General features: G+C 67.6%; 14 protein-coding genes. 11 read left to right on the forward strand and 3 right to left on the reverse strand.

The genetic code is table 11. The features are described from left to right. The first annotated feature begins 29 nt into the window (after window positions 1-29). The 10 genes from dsbD to ACZ5M6_RS01545 all read left to right on the forward strand — a co-directional run bounded on the left by dsbD (window position 30) and on the right by ACZ5M6_RS01545 (window position 10,052). A complete protein-coding gene (gene dsbD / locus ACZ5M6_RS01500; protein WP_224764426.1) occupies window positions 30-1,928 on the forward strand; it encodes a protein-disulfide reductase DsbD in 1,899 nt (632 codons plus the stop codon). Further along, window positions 1,925-2,719, forward strand: coding sequence for a TlpA disulfide reductase family protein (locus tag ACZ5M6_RS01505; RefSeq protein ID WP_035308673.1), 795 nt, complete (start codon window positions 1,925-1,927; stop codon window positions 2,717-2,719). The genes dsbD and ACZ5M6_RS01505 overlap by 4 nt, the downstream gene beginning before the upstream one ends. A 23-nt stretch (window positions 2,720-2,742) precedes the next feature. Next, window positions 2,743-3,417 (forward strand): DsbA family protein, encoded by a 675-nt coding sequence (locus ACZ5M6_RS01510; protein WP_035308672.1) that lies wholly within the window; start codon window positions 2,743-2,745, stop codon window positions 3,415-3,417. Window positions 3,418-3,425: 8 nt separating this feature from the next. Next, the gene (locus ACZ5M6_RS01515; protein WP_035308671.1) at window positions 3,426-4,853 is read left to right on the forward strand and encodes a bifunctional metallophosphatase/5'-nucleotidase; all 1,428 of its coding nucleotides are present in this window, start codon (window positions 3,426-3,428) and stop codon (window positions 4,851-4,853) included. Window positions 4,854-4,864: 11 nt separating this feature from the next. Further along, window positions 4,865-5,482, forward strand: coding sequence for an SAM-dependent methyltransferase (locus ACZ5M6_RS01520; RefSeq protein WP_035308670.1), 618 nt, complete (start codon window positions 4,865-4,867; stop codon window positions 5,480-5,482). A 29-nt stretch (window positions 5,483-5,511) separates the two neighbouring features. After that, window positions 5,512-6,036 carry a DsrE family protein gene (locus ACZ5M6_RS01525; protein WP_052005017.1) on the forward strand — a complete coding sequence of 175 codons (525 nt, stop codon included), beginning with the start codon at window positions 5,512-5,514 and terminating at the stop codon, window positions 6,034-6,036. A gap of 99 nt (window positions 6,037-6,135) precedes the next feature. After that, window positions 6,136-6,786, forward strand: coding sequence for a peroxiredoxin (locus ACZ5M6_RS01530; protein ID WP_054764173.1), 651 nt, complete (start codon window positions 6,136-6,138; stop codon window positions 6,784-6,786). Window positions 6,787-6,850: 64 nt separating this feature from the next. After that, complete coding sequence (locus tag ACZ5M6_RS01535) at window positions 6,851-7,750, forward strand: MBL fold metallo-hydrolase (protein ID WP_052005015.1); 900 nt, start codon at window positions 6,851-6,853, stop codon at window positions 7,748-7,750. Further along, on the forward strand, window positions 7,750-8,523 hold the full coding sequence (locus ACZ5M6_RS01540; protein WP_035308668.1) for a substrate-binding domain-containing protein: 774 nt from the start codon (window positions 7,750-7,752) through the stop codon (window positions 8,521-8,523). Before ACZ5M6_RS01535 ends, ACZ5M6_RS01540 begins: the two co-directional genes overlap by 1 nt. A gap of 35 nt (window positions 8,524-8,558) precedes the next feature. Next, a complete protein-coding gene (locus ACZ5M6_RS01545; RefSeq protein ID WP_081836188.1) occupies window positions 8,559-10,052 on the forward strand; it encodes a L,D-transpeptidase family protein in 1,494 nt (497 codons plus the stop codon). Window positions 10,053-10,055: 3 nt separating this feature from the next. Here ACZ5M6_RS01545 and ACZ5M6_RS01550 read toward each other — a convergent pair whose 3' ends face one another. From ACZ5M6_RS01550 to ACZ5M6_RS01560, 3 genes are read right to left on the reverse strand one after another with little or no spacing between them, the layout of a single operon-like run. Further along, complete coding sequence (locus ACZ5M6_RS01550) at window positions 10,056-10,451, reverse strand: cupin domain-containing protein (protein ID WP_035308666.1); 396 nt, start codon at window positions 10,449-10,451, stop codon at window positions 10,056-10,058. Window positions 10,452-10,476: 25 nt separating this feature from the next. Then, window positions 10,477-10,896, reverse strand: a complete 420-nt coding sequence (locus ACZ5M6_RS01555; RefSeq protein ID WP_035308664.1) for an ArsR/SmtB family transcription factor — start codon at window positions 10,894-10,896, stop codon at window positions 10,477-10,479. Next, window positions 10,893-11,552 (reverse strand): peroxiredoxin, encoded by a 660-nt coding sequence (locus tag ACZ5M6_RS01560; protein WP_035308662.1) that lies wholly within the window; start codon window positions 11,550-11,552, stop codon window positions 10,893-10,895. Before ACZ5M6_RS01560 ends, ACZ5M6_RS01555 begins: the two co-directional genes overlap by 4 nt. Window positions 11,553-11,656: 104 nt before the next feature. On the opposite strand from ACZ5M6_RS01560, the gene ACZ5M6_RS01565 reads away from it, so the two are divergent. Then, a complete protein-coding gene (locus tag ACZ5M6_RS01565) occupies window positions 11,657-12,598 on the forward strand; it encodes an MBL fold metallo-hydrolase (protein WP_035308659.1) in 942 nt (313 codons plus the stop codon). Window positions 12,599-12,603: the final 5 nt, after the last annotated feature.

The raw sequence follows: 12,603 nt of genomic DNA on the forward strand, positions 1-12,603 counted from the left end.
ACTTAAGCTCGTTTGCCGACGAGATGGCCATGAGGTTTTTCCGCCGACTGTTGCCCGCCGCTCTCGCGATCCTGTCCTTCACCCTTCCGGGTTCGGCATTGGGTCAGGCTCCGCTATCGCCTGACAAGGCCTTCTCCCTGACGGTGACGCGTGAGGCTGACGGCGACCTGGCCTTCGCCTGGGACATTGCGCCCGGCCATTATCTCTATCGTGACCACACCGTCGCCAGCACGCCGGGCGGGAAAGCATCGCTGCCTCTGGAGCTTGCGACCGGCGAAACCAAGGACGATCCGGGCTTTGGCGTCGTCGACGTCTGGCATGACGAGGGTCGCGCGACCCTATCGGCGCAGACCCTGACGCAGGTTGGCGGCCCGACGTCGGTCAACATCACCTACCAGGGGTGCCTCGAGGACTCGATCTGCTACCCGCCGATGACGCGGACAGTGGACGTGCCGACCCGGCCGCAGTCCGAGGTTGCCGCTCGGGAGGCCGATGCGCAGACCGCTCAGGCCGCCGCTCTGCTGGCGATCCAGGCGCCGGGCGCTGCACCCACACCCGCACTCGCGAGTGATGAGGGCGCGTTGGCGCCTCCGCCGGTCGCGCCATCGCCGGCGGTCATCCCGGACCCCAGCCCGGGCTTCGTCGATCGCTTGGCGCTGCAGGGCGGGGCCACCTGGGTCCTGCTCGCCTTCTTCGGTTTCGGCGTGCTTCTGGCCTTCACGCCCTGCGTCTTTCCCATGTACCCGATCCTGGCCGGCGTCATCGGACGCGGCGTGGACGGGCGCGGTACGCGCCGAGGCCTGATGCTCTCGGTCGCCTATGTGCTGGGCCTTTCCGTCGCCTTCGCCCTGCTGGGCGTCGCGGCCGCCTGGTCCGGACAGAACCTGCAGATGGCGCTCCAGTCGGTTTGGGCGATCGGCGCTCTGGTTGTCGTCTTCGTCGTTCTCGCCGCGTCCATGTTCGGCGGCTTCGAGTTGCAACTGCCCTCGGCCTGGACCAGCCGCCTGTCCCGCGACAGCGGTGACGGACGGCGGTCCCTGCCCTCAGCCGCAGGTCTGGGCTTCGTCTCCGCCCTCATCGTGGGCCCTTGCGTCACCGCGCCCTTGGCGGGTGCCCTGCTCTATATCGCACAGACCGGCGACGTTGGGCTGGGCGCGGCGGCCCTGTTCTTCCTGGGCCTGGGCAAGGGGGTGCCCTTGATCGTGTTCGGCACGGTCGGCGCGCGCTTCCTGCCCAAGGCTGGGCCGTGGATGGACCGGGTGAAGATGCTGTTCGGCTTCATCTTCCTGGGCATGGCCTGGTGGCTGGCCGGCCGCATCCTGCCGCCGAGCGCGACGCTGGCTTTCGGCGCGGCGCTGGCGCTCGGTCTGGCGGCGGCTCTCGGCCTGTTCCAGCCGCTGAGCCCGAATCTGAGAAACGGCGTCGCACGTGTCGCTGGCCTGGCGGCCGCGACCTGGGGCCTGTTGCTGCTGGTCGGCCTCAGTCTCGGGGCGGACGACCCGTGGCGTCCGCTTGAGCCCCTGGCGCGGCCCGCTGGAATCTCAGCCGCCGCGCCGGTCGAAACCGCAGCGGTCGTGCTGGATCAGACGGCGCTCGACCGCGCCGTCGCCGATGCCGCCGCGCGCGAACGTCCCGCCCTGGTCTATTTCACCGCCGACTGGTGCGTCAGCTGCAAGGTGATCGAGCGGACGGTGTTCGAGGACCCCGCGGTCATCGCCGGCCTTTCGAACACCGACCTCATCAAGGTCGACGTCACGCGCAGCACGCCCGAGGCGCGCGCGCTTCTTGAGCGGCACGGAGTGATCGGACCGCCGACGATGATCTTCCTGTCGCCCTCGGCGACCGAAGCGCCGGGCAGCCGACTGATCGGAGAGATGTCGGCCCAAGACGTCGCCTCCGCCCTGCAGAGCGCCGGAGCCGCCGCATGAACGCCATCACCCTGGGCCCGCTCGTCCTGTCGGGCGAGCGGTTCGCCATCATCGCCGGCGTGTTCGTCTTCATGATCGGCGTCGGGCTGTTGGCCAGCCGGGTCAGCCCGCGCTTCAACCTGTGGAGCACGGTCCTAGTCTTCGGCGGTCTGGCGGTCGCCCGCCTCGGTCACGTGGCGACGCACTGGGAGTATTTCGGGGCTGACCCGTGGCGGGCGCTCGCGGTCTGGCAGGGCGGATTCAGTTGGATCTGGGTCGCGCCGGTCGTGATCCTGGCCACCATTCTGCTGCTGCGCACGACGCGCGAACGCGCCTGGGCCATTGCGCCTGTGCTGGCCAGCGCCTTGGTTTGGACCACCGCCCATCAGTTGGCCTCGGCGACGCAGCCCATGGCGCCGCCCGCCCTGACGCTGGCCGCGATGGACGCACCGGCGATCGACCTTTCGGCGCCGATCGATCGGCCTACGGTGATCAATCTCTGGGCCACCTGGTGCCCGCCCTGCCGGCGCGAGATGCCGGCTTTGGCCCAGGCCGAAAAAGCCCATCCGAATGTGCGCTTCCTCTTCGTCAACCAGGGCGAGGGCGAAGCCGGCGTTCGGGCCTTTCTGCAGAGCCAGGGGCTGGCCCTCGACCATGTGCTGTTCGACGAGGCCATGGCGCTGCCCCGCCACTACGGTACGGCCGGCATTCCGGTGACCCTGTTCCTCCACGCCGACGGCCGTCTGGCCAAGGCCCACATGGGGGAAATCGCCCCCGAACAGATCGCGACCGAAATCGCGCGTCTGCACTGACCCCCTCGCCTCACGGAGCTTCCATGAACCGCACCTTCGCCCCTGCCTTCGCCGCCGTCCTGGCGCTCGCCGCCTGCGGCCCGGCCGACGCCGACAACGGCGCGGCGCCCGCCAGCCCTTCCGCCGCCTCCGGACAAGACATGCCGCCCATCGCCCAGGTCGGCTTCAATGACCTGCTGCGCGATCCCGCAGCGCCCTTCATCGGCGCCGAGAACGCCGATGTGACCATCATCGGCTTCGTCGATTACAACTGCCCCTACTGCAAGAAGATGCAGCCTGAGATCGACGGCCTGCTGAAGGCGGACACCAAGGTGCGCGTCCTGTACAAGGATTGGCCGATCTTCGGCGACGTCTCGGAGACCGCCGCCCGGACCGCCCTCGCCGCCGCCTATCAGGGCAAGTACGAGGCCGTCCATAACGCCTTCATGCTGTCGCCGTCGCGCATCGGCGACCAGGCGGACATCACCCGTCTGGTCCAGTCGGCCGGCGTGGACATGGCGCGCCTGAATCAGGACCTGGCCGAACACCGCGCAGACATCGACGCGGTGCTGGACCGAAATGGTCGAGAAGCGGCGGCCCTGGCCCTGCAGGGCACGCCCGCCTTTATCATCAACGGCAATCTGATCCCCGGCGGCATGCCCCAGGCGCAACTCGAAGCGGTGATCGGTCGTATCCGCTCCGGACAACCGCTGCGCTGAAGCCGACCATGACCACCCTGACCCTGCTCCAGCTGAACGACCTCCACGGCTATCTCGAGCCGCATCCCGAACTGGTGCGCACCGAAGGCGGCTGGCGGTTCGAACGGCTGGGCGGGGTCGCCCGCATCGCGCGCCTCTTCGAAGAGGCGCGCGCCGAAGGTGCATGCCTGACCCTGGACAACGGCGACACCTTCCATGGCACGCGGGTCGCCGTCGCCAGCCGGGGCGAGGCGCTGGTTCCGATCATGAACGCCCTGAAGATCGACGCCATGACGGCGCACTGGGAGTTCGCCTATGGCCCGGCGGGGTTCAAGGCGTTGGCGGCGGGACTGGATTATCCCGTCCTGGCCGCCAATGTCTTCCGCAAGGATGACGGCGCGCCGGAGTTCGACGGGCGGTGGGTGTTCGAGCGCGGCGGTCTGAGGATCGGCGTGATCGGCCTGGCCTGCCCCATCATCGACAAGACGATGCCCCCCGCCTTCTCTGAAGGCGTGCGGTTTGAAATGGGTGTGGCCGAAGCCCGCGAGCAGCTGCACCAGCTCCGCGAGGAAAAGGTCGATCTGGTCGTCCTGCTGTCGCACCTGGGCTTTCCGCAGGATCTGAAGCTGGCCGCCGAAACGCCGGGCATCGACGTGATCCTGAGCGGTCATACCCATAACCGCCTGCACGAACCGGCCCGCGTCGGCGACACCCTGATCATCCAGTCCGGCTGCCACGGCGCCTATATCGGCCGGCTGGATCTGGAGATTGCAGAGGGCCGCGTGTGCCTGCGGCGCCATCGGCTCATAGCCGTGGACGCTGGCCCCGAAGACGATCAAGTCGCCGGCTTGGTGGAGATGGCCCTGGCGCCCGAGCGCGAGCGTCTGGCGCGCATCGTCGGCCGCACCGCCATCCCCCTTCACCGCTACGCCATGGCCAGCGCGCCGATGGACGACGTCCTGCTGGCGGCGGCGGCGCAGGCGGCGGGCGTGGACATCGCCTTCTCCAACGGCTGGCGCTACGGCGCGCCCGTCGCGCCGGGTCCGGTCACTCTGGGCGACCTCTACAATATGGCGCCGATGAATCCGCCGATCTCACGCACGACGCTGACCGGGGCCGAGTTGCAAGCGATGCTGGAAGAAAATCTGGAGCGCACCTTCGCCGCCGACCCGTATGAGCAGATGGGCGGCTACATCAAACGTTGCCGGGGTCTCACGGCCTTCGTGAAGCTTGAGAATCCCAAGGGGCAGCGCCTCGACCGCCTGCTGGTCGGAGACCGCCCTGTCGAGCCGGAGGCGGACTATCTGGTGGCCTTCGTCACCGCCCAAGGGGTGCCCGAACATTACGGGCGAGACCGCCGGACGCTCGACATCGACACTGTGGGCGCGCTTGAATCCTGGTTCGCCGACCATACGCCTGGCGAGACCGATCTGCCCGTCAGCGTCCTCATCATCTGAAGGAACACCTTATGGACTCCGTCGCCGCCCGCGACTTCTGGAACAGCCGCTATGACCGCCAGGACTATCTGTTCGGCGAGACGCCCAACGCCTTCCTGGCCGCTCAGATCGCGCGGCTCCAGCCCGGCATGACCGCTCTGGCGGTCGCCGACGGCGAGGGCCGAAACGGCGTGTGGCTCGCCGAACAGGGCCTGGCCGTCACCACCACGGATATCGCCCCGCGCGCGGTCGAGAAGGCCCTCGCCCTGGCCGAGCGACGTGGCGTCACACTGGACGCCCAGGTGGCGGACTTCGAGACCTGGGGCTGGCCGCAGGGTGCGTTCGACGTCGTGGTCGCCGTCTTCATTCAGTTCGCCCCGCCTCCCCAGCGCGACCGACTTTTCGAGCGTATGAAGGCGGCCGTGAAGCCTGGCGGCCTGGTCCTGTTGCAGGGCTATCGGCCGGAACAGATCGCCTATGGCACCGGCGGTCCGGGGCAGGTCGAGAACCTCTACACCGAGGCGCTGCTCCGCGACGCCTTCGCCGACTTCGACATCCTGCATCTGAAAAGCCACGACAGCGACGTCTCCGAAGGCGCCGGCCACAGCGGCCGGTCCGCCCTGATCGATCTCATCGCCCGCCGTCCCTGACCCCCAGCGCCCGCACACCGGAACCCGCCATGAAAACCCTCGTGATCGCCCTGTCCTTGGCCGCCTCCCTGGCGGCCTCCCCGAGCTTCGCCCAGGCTGTCTCAGGCTTCGGCGGCTTCAAGCCCCTGCCCGAGGCCGGCGAACAGCCGGATCCGTCGCGCATCTATCGGGTCATCTTCGACGTGTCCCAGGGCGGTGCGGACGACAGGCCGCTGAAGGGATTGGATCGCGTCGCGCGGCTGGTGAATATGCTGGCGGCGGGCGGCGTGGACGCCGACCACCGTCAGATCGTGGTCGTCCTGCACGGCGCCGCCACCCCTGCAGTTCTCTCCGACGCCGCCTGGACCGCGCGCGGCAAGGGCGACGCCAACCCCAACAGCGCCCTGATCCGCGCCCTCATCGCCGCCGGCGTCCAGGTTCGACTGTGCGGCCAGGCCATGGCGGGGAACGGCATCGCGCAAGCCGATCTCGAAGCGGGCGTGAGCGTTGATCTCGCCGCCCTGATGACGGTCATCCACCTTCAACAGGCCGGATACGCCCTGGTTGTGAACTGACGGCTCGGCATAGGCGGAACCTTTCCTGAGCATAAGAACTATTAGTTTGCGTAAGTATGTATGTAATTGTTCATTGGGGCGTCTGAAGGAGATATCGACATGACCGGACTGCCCCGCCTCAACGAACCCGCCCCCGACTTTCACGCCCGCACCACGCACGGGGATCGCAGCTTGGCCGATTACCGCGGCAAATGGCTGATCCTCTTCTCGCACCCGTCGGACTTCACCCCGGTCTGCACGACCGAGTTCATCGGGTTCGCCAAGCATGCGAATGAGTTCGCCGCCATGAACTGCGAGCTCCTGGGCCTCTCGATAGACAGCATCTTCTCGCACCTAGCCTGGACCCGGAACATCAAGGAGAAGTTCGGCGTCGAAATCCCCTTCCCCATCATCGAGGATCTGAAGATGGAGGTGGCCCAGGCCTACGGAATGATCCACCCCGGGGCGGCCGACACCTCGGCTGTTCGCGCCACCTTCCTGATCGATCCGGAAGGCAAGCTGCGCGCCATGGTCTACTATCCCATGAGCAATGGCCGCAGCATCGAAGAGTTCGTTCGGCTGCTCACCGCGCTCCAGGCGTCCGACGCCAACGGGGTCGCGACGCCTGAGAACTGGCGCCCTGGCCAACCGGCCATCGTCCCCCCGCCCAAGGCCGCCGAGGCGGCCGAGGCTCGCGCTTCCGAGGGTTACGTCTACACCGACTGGTATTTCTCGACGCGCGACCTCCCCGACGCCCCGAAAGCCGCCTGATCGGATTCCGGCCGGACCTCGCAAGCGGTCCGGCCTTTTTCTTCGCAAACCAAACGGAGCCTTCATGCAGATCATCGACCACGGCGGAGCGCGCATCGCGGCGCTCCACGACAAGAAGACCGGCAGTTGGCAGTATGTCGTCTCCGACCCGGTCAGCCGCAAATGCGCGATCATCGATCCGGTCTGGGATTTCGACGAGAAGGCGGCGGCGACCTCGACCCGCAACGCCGACGCCATCCTGGACTACGTCAAGGCGGAGGGCCTGACCGTCGAGTGGCTGCTGGACACCCATCCCCACGCCGACCACTTCTCCGCCGCGCCCTTCCTCAACGAGAAACTGGGCGCGCCGACCGCCATCGGCGAAAAGGTCATCGGCGTCCAGAAGCTGTGGAAGGACATCTACGGCCTGGACGACGACTTTCCGGCCGATGGTCGCCAGTGGGACCGACTCTTCAAGGCTGGCGACACGTTCGCTGTTGGCGACCTGCCGGCGCGGGTGATGTTCTCACCGGGGCACACCATGGCCTCCATCACCTATGTGATTGGCGGCAACGCCTTCGTCCACGACACCCTGATGATGCCCTATGCCGGCACCTCGCGCGCCGACTTTCCGGGCGGCGACTCGAAGACTCTCTTCCGAAGCATCCAGGACATCCTGGCCCTGCCTGAAGAGACCGCCGTCTTCGTTGGCCACGACTATGGCCCGGATGGCCGCGAGCCCGCCTGCTTCAGCACCGTGAGAGAGCAGAAGGCGGACAACATCCATGTCGGCGGCGGACGCGGCGAGGCGGATTTCGTGCGGCTCCGCGACGATCGGGACGCCACCCTGCCCTTGCCGAATCTGATGCTCTACGCGCTTCAGGTGAACATCCGCGGCGGGGTGCTGCCGCCGGCCGCGCCGGACGGGCGCGTCTATTTCAAGATTCCCGCCAATCACTTCGCCCCACCCCAGGAGAATTCTTGATGCGCCCGTCCGCACTGACGCTGGCCGCCCTCCTGAGCGCAACGGCCCTGGCCGCCCACGCCCAGACGCCCGCCGATCCACTTCATGTCTACGGTCCCGGCGGCCCCTCCCCCGCCATGCGCGACGCCGCGAAGGCCTATGAGGCGCGCACCGGTCGCGCCGTGGCCGTCGTCGCCGGACCCACGCCCCAATGGCTGGACCAGGCCAAGGCGGATGGCGACCTGATCTTCTCAGGCTCCGAGACGATGATGACCGACTTCGTCAGCGCCCTGGAGGGCCGCATCCGCGCCGAGGCGGTCGAGCCGCTCTATCTGCGCACCGCCTCCATCCTCGTTCGGCCGGGAAATCCGGACGGCATCGGCGGCCTTGAGGATCTTTTCCAGCCCGATCGCCGGGTCTTGGTTGTCAACGGCGCGGGCCAGAACGGCCTGTGGGAGGACATGGCCGGTCGCACCGGCGACATCGCCAAGGTGCGCGCCCTGCGTCGTAACATCGTCGTCTACGCCCGCAACAGCGCCGAGGCCCGACAAGCCTGGATCGACGACCCGACGCTGGACGCCTGGATCATCTGGGGCATCTGGCAGGTCGCCAATCCGGACCTCGCTGATGTGGTCGAGGTCGAAGAGCCCTACCGCATCTACCGCGACGCCGGCGCCGTTGTGACAGAGACCGGCCGCCAGGACGCCGACGCCCAGCCGTTCCTCGACTTTCTGAAGTCCGACGAGGGGGCCGCCATCTTCGCGCGGTGGGGCTGGCGGACCGGCCAACCTTAAGCCTGCCTTAAGGTGAACCCTGCGGTGTCGGCGGCATGGTTGATCGTCGCTCCTCAATCCTGAACCGCCGACACCTGCTGGCGGCCGCAGCGGCGCCGCTCTGGGTCTCTACGGCGGCGCGAGCAGCACCCGCGCCCGCCGCCTTTGACATCACTGTTCTGACTACAGCCTTCTACGCGGCCCGCGGCGGACGCCCCGCCTGGGCGGGGTCCGCGCGCCGGCAAGCCATGGACGCCCTAGCTCTGGCGGACCGCCACGGGCTGTCGGCGCCCGACGGTCTCGCCCTTAGCGAAGCAGAACTGACCCAGGCCGTCCTGATCCTGGCTGAGGCGCTCGCCCATGGCCGGGTCGATCCAGCATCCGTCGAGACGCTCTGGGAGATGGATCGCAACCAAGTCGACACGCCGCCTCTCCTCGCAAAGGCGGTCGACGACGGAACACTTGCGGCGACGATGGCCGGCCTCGCACCCCAGGACCGCGGCTATCAGGGCCTGTGCGACGGCTTCCTCCGCTATCGCGCCATCGCCGACCGCGGCGGTTGGCCGCCCTTTGCCCTGGGCGCGACGATCGAACCATTTGCGTCCGACCCGCGCCTTCCCGCCCTCCTGCCGCGCCTTCGGGTGGAAGGCGATTTAAGCGAAGCCGCCGCCGCGATGGTCGGCCCGTCTGGCGGTGAATACGGCTCCATTGTGCAAGAGGCCGTTCGGGCGTTCCAGGTGCGCCACGGTCTTGAAGCGGACGCCCGCATCGGCCCGGCGACACAGCGGGCGCTCTCGATTTCGGCCGAGGCCCGCGCTCGCCAGATCGCGCTGAATTTGGAACGCCGCCGTTGGCTGAAGAGAGACGTCGCCCCGGAACGGATCGAGGTGAACACCGCCGCCTCCATCATGGTCTACTGGAAGGACGGTCGGCCCGTGCATTCGATGCGGGTCGTGACGGGTGACGCCGACAATGCGACGCCCAGCCTCGAACGGCCCTTCGCCTCGGTGGTCGCCAATCCGCCCTGGACGGTGCCGACTTCCATCGCCCAGCGCGAGATCCTGCCACGCGGCGCCGCCTATATGCGGGCGAACAACATGACGATTCAGAATGGCATGGTGGTTCAGCGCGCTGGCCCGAACGCCGCCCTGGGCCAGGTCAAGTTCGAACTTCAGGACAGCTACGCCATCTTCCTGCACGACACCCCGTCGCGGGGTGCGTTCGACCGGAGCTTCCGCCATCTCAGCCACGGCTGCGTGCGGGTGCAGGACGCGGTCGGCTTCGCTCGGCTGCTGCTTGCGCCCGACCCCGCGAGGCTCGCCCGATTCGACGCCGCGCTGGACAGCGGCGAGACCGTCCGGGTGGCGACCGGTCGGCCGATCGACGTGCGCCTGCTTTATTGGACGGCCTTTCTGGACGGCCAGGGCCGCGTCGCCTTTCGCGATGACATCTATCGTCGCGACACCCGTCTGGCGGAGGCGTTGGGTATCGACCTGCACCTGCCGCGGCCCGACGACCGGCGCGCCGATGCGGACGACGTCGGCCCCTGACGGTTATTCGGTCGTGCGGCCGTCGAAATGCTCGTGGTCGGCGGAGGCCTCTTCCACCGTGGCGTGAACCGTACCGTCGCGATGCTCCGGCGGACCATAAAGGGTGTAGAGCCGAAGCGGCTCGGACCCCGTGCTGACCACATTGTGGCGGGCGCCCTGAGGGACGATGACCCCGTCATCCGCCTTCACGGCGTGACGAACGCCGTCGATCCAGATTTCGCCCTCGCCCGCCTCGATGCGGAAGAACTGGTCGCGGTCGTCGTGGACCTCTTCGCCGATCTCCTGGCCGTGCGGAATGGCCATGAGGACGAGCTGCAGATTGTGGCCGGTGTACAGAACGCGGCGAAAGTCTGTGTTCTCTTCCGTCAGACGTTCGATATTGTCGATGAAGCCCTTCACTAGAGTCTCCTGTGCGGGTTTGCCGTCAGCGACGTGCGACGGCGGTGATGCGGGCGAACTGAGCTGTGTCGCCGCGCGCCGGCGTCGATGTGCGGGGCGCCGGGGCGGCGGCTCGCGCGCCGACCGCCTTCGCATCGCCGCAGAAGATTTCGTAGAGCATCCCCATGACCGCCTGGGCGCGCTCGTCGGCGATCGAATAGAAGATCGAGCGGGACTGACGGCGGGTCTTGACCAGGCCATACTGGCGCAGCTCTGCCAGTTGCTGGGATAGCGCCGGCTGCTTGATGCCGAGGTCCGCCTCGAGCTGGCCCACCGAGCGCTCCTCTTCGGCGATATGACACAGGATCAGCAGCCGGTTGGCGTTGGCCAGCTGGCGCAACAGCTCTGCGGCCTCCGGCGCCTTTTCCTTCAACCGCTCCATCGCGGCCGCTTGATCGTCGGTCATGCGCTGCGCTCGCGATAGTACCAGGGTGCATCGCCGTCACCGTCGGCGATGGCGGCGTCCAGTGTGGTGGCGGCCGGCTCCAGCAGTGCGTCGCCGGGCGTCCAGCCCGCCGGCGTGGAGGCCGCCTCACGGTCCGAGGTCTGCAGGGCGGTGACGAGACGCAGCAACTCATCAACCGAGCGGCCGATGTTCATCGGGTACCAGCTGATGGCGCGCACCACGCCTTCGGGATCGATCACGAAGGTCGCGCGCACCGTGGCGCTGTCGCTCGAGCCGGCGTCCACCATGCCAAAGGCGTGGCCGATGGCCATGGAGGGATCTTCGATGATCGGGAACGGCACCTTCACGCCGAAGCGGCGGAAGATGTCCTTCAGCCAGGCCAGGTGCGAATACAGACTGTCCACCGACAGGGCCATCAGATCGCAGTCGATCGCCGCGAAGGCGTCGGCCTGCCGGGCCAGGGCCACGAACTCGCTGGTGCAGACCGGCGTGAAGTCCGCCGGATGCGAGAACAGCACCAGCCAGCGTCCACGGTAGTCGCTGAGGCGCCTTTCGCCCTGAGTCGTGCGCGCCGTGAAGTCCGGCGCCGTATCGTTGATGCGCAGGGCGCGCATTGCGGGGGGATAGACGGCTGGCCCGGTGTCGATCGTGTCCATAGCCGCAAGCTAAGCGCATCCCACCGTTTCCGCTACATTAAAATACATACTTGCACGAACTATGAATGAGTATATGTGTTGAGTCACCGAAACGGAGACACGTCATGTCCTCGCCCACACCCGACCCCGCCCGCGACGACGCCGCCGACATCGTGCGCGCCGCGCTGGGCGATCCTCGCCAACGCCCTGTCGTGAAATCGTTCTTCGACGAAGCCACCTTCACCGTCAGCCACGTCGTGCGCGATCCCGGCTCCGACGTCTGCGCCATCATTGACAGCGTGCTGGACTACGATCCGGCGTCGGGCCGCACCACGCACGCTTCGGCCGATGCGCTCATTGATTACGTGAAATCCGAAGGTCTCACGGTTCAGTGGCTGCTCGAGACGCACGCCCATGCCGATCACCTGTCGGCGGCGCCCTATCTCCAGGAAAAGCTCGGCGGTCAGCTGGCGATTGGCCATGAAATCCTCACCGTCCAGGCGGTCTTCGGCAAGATCTTCAACGAAGGGACCGACTTCCGCCGCGACGGCAGCCAGTTCGACCATCTGTTCAACGACGGCGACCGGTTTGAGATCGGTGGTCTGAAGGCCACGGTCCTGCACGTGCCCGGCCACACCCCGGCCTGTCTGGCCTATGTCATCGGCGACGCCGTCTTCCCCGGCGATACCATGTTCATGCCCGACTATGGTACGGCGCGCTGCGACTTCCCCGGCGGCGACGCCCGGACCCTGTACCGCTCGATCCATCGCCTGACCTCCCTGCCGGACGAGGCGCGGGTCTTCCTGTGTCACGACTACAAGGCGCCGCCGGGCCGGACCGAGTTCGCCTGGGAGACCACCATCGGTGCCCAGCGGACAGGCAACATCCATATTCGCGACGACGTCAGCGAGGACGAGTTCGTGGCCATGCGCACCCAGCGCGACGCCACCCTGCCCATGCCCAAGCTGATCCTGCCGTCGGTTCAGGTGAACATGAACGGCGGCCGCCCGCCCGAGCCCGAGGACAATGGGGTGCGCTACCTCAAGGTCCCGCTGAACGCGCTGTGAGGCGA

The organism is Brevundimonas sp. Br13 (assembly GCF_055391505.1).

What these genes read in the sequence shown, in the direction of transcription:
- dsbD (WP_224764426.1), top strand. Translation starts at nt 30, where the DNA reads ATGAGGTTTTTCCGCCGACTGTTGCCCGCCGCTCTCGCGATCCTGTCC.
- ACZ5M6_RS01555 (WP_035308664.1), bottom strand. Translation starts at nt 10,896, where the DNA reads ATGACCGACGATCAAGCGGCCGCGATGGAGCGGTTGAAGGAAAAGGCG.
- ACZ5M6_RS01540 (WP_035308668.1), top strand. Translation starts at nt 7,750, where the DNA reads ATGCGCCCGTCCGCACTGACGCTGGCCGCCCTCCTGAGCGCAACGGCC.
- ACZ5M6_RS01565 (WP_035308659.1), top strand. Translation starts at nt 11,657, where the DNA reads ATGTCCTCGCCCACACCCGACCCCGCCCGCGACGACGCCGCCGACATC.
- ACZ5M6_RS01520 (WP_035308670.1), top strand. Translation starts at nt 4,865, where the DNA reads ATGGACTCCGTCGCCGCCCGCGACTTCTGGAACAGCCGCTATGACCGC.
- ACZ5M6_RS01515 (WP_035308671.1), top strand. Translation starts at nt 3,426, where the DNA reads ATGACCACCCTGACCCTGCTCCAGCTGAACGACCTCCACGGCTATCTC.
- ACZ5M6_RS01525 (WP_052005017.1), top strand. Translation starts at nt 5,512, where the DNA reads ATGAAAACCCTCGTGATCGCCCTGTCCTTGGCCGCCTCCCTGGCGGCC.
- ACZ5M6_RS01530 (WP_054764173.1), top strand. Translation starts at nt 6,136, where the DNA reads ATGACCGGACTGCCCCGCCTCAACGAACCCGCCCCCGACTTTCACGCC.
- ACZ5M6_RS01560 (WP_035308662.1), bottom strand. Translation starts at nt 11,552, where the DNA reads ATGGACACGATCGACACCGGGCCAGCCGTCTATCCCCCCGCAATGCGC.
- ACZ5M6_RS01505 (WP_035308673.1), top strand. Translation starts at nt 1,925, where the DNA reads ATGAACGCCATCACCCTGGGCCCGCTCGTCCTGTCGGGCGAGCGGTTC.
- ACZ5M6_RS01535 (WP_052005015.1), top strand. Translation starts at nt 6,851, where the DNA reads ATGCAGATCATCGACCACGGCGGAGCGCGCATCGCGGCGCTCCACGAC.
- ACZ5M6_RS01545 (WP_081836188.1), top strand. Translation starts at nt 8,559, where the DNA reads ATGGTTGATCGTCGCTCCTCAATCCTGAACCGCCGACACCTGCTGGCG.
- ACZ5M6_RS01510 (WP_035308672.1), top strand. Translation starts at nt 2,743, where the DNA reads ATGAACCGCACCTTCGCCCCTGCCTTCGCCGCCGTCCTGGCGCTCGCC.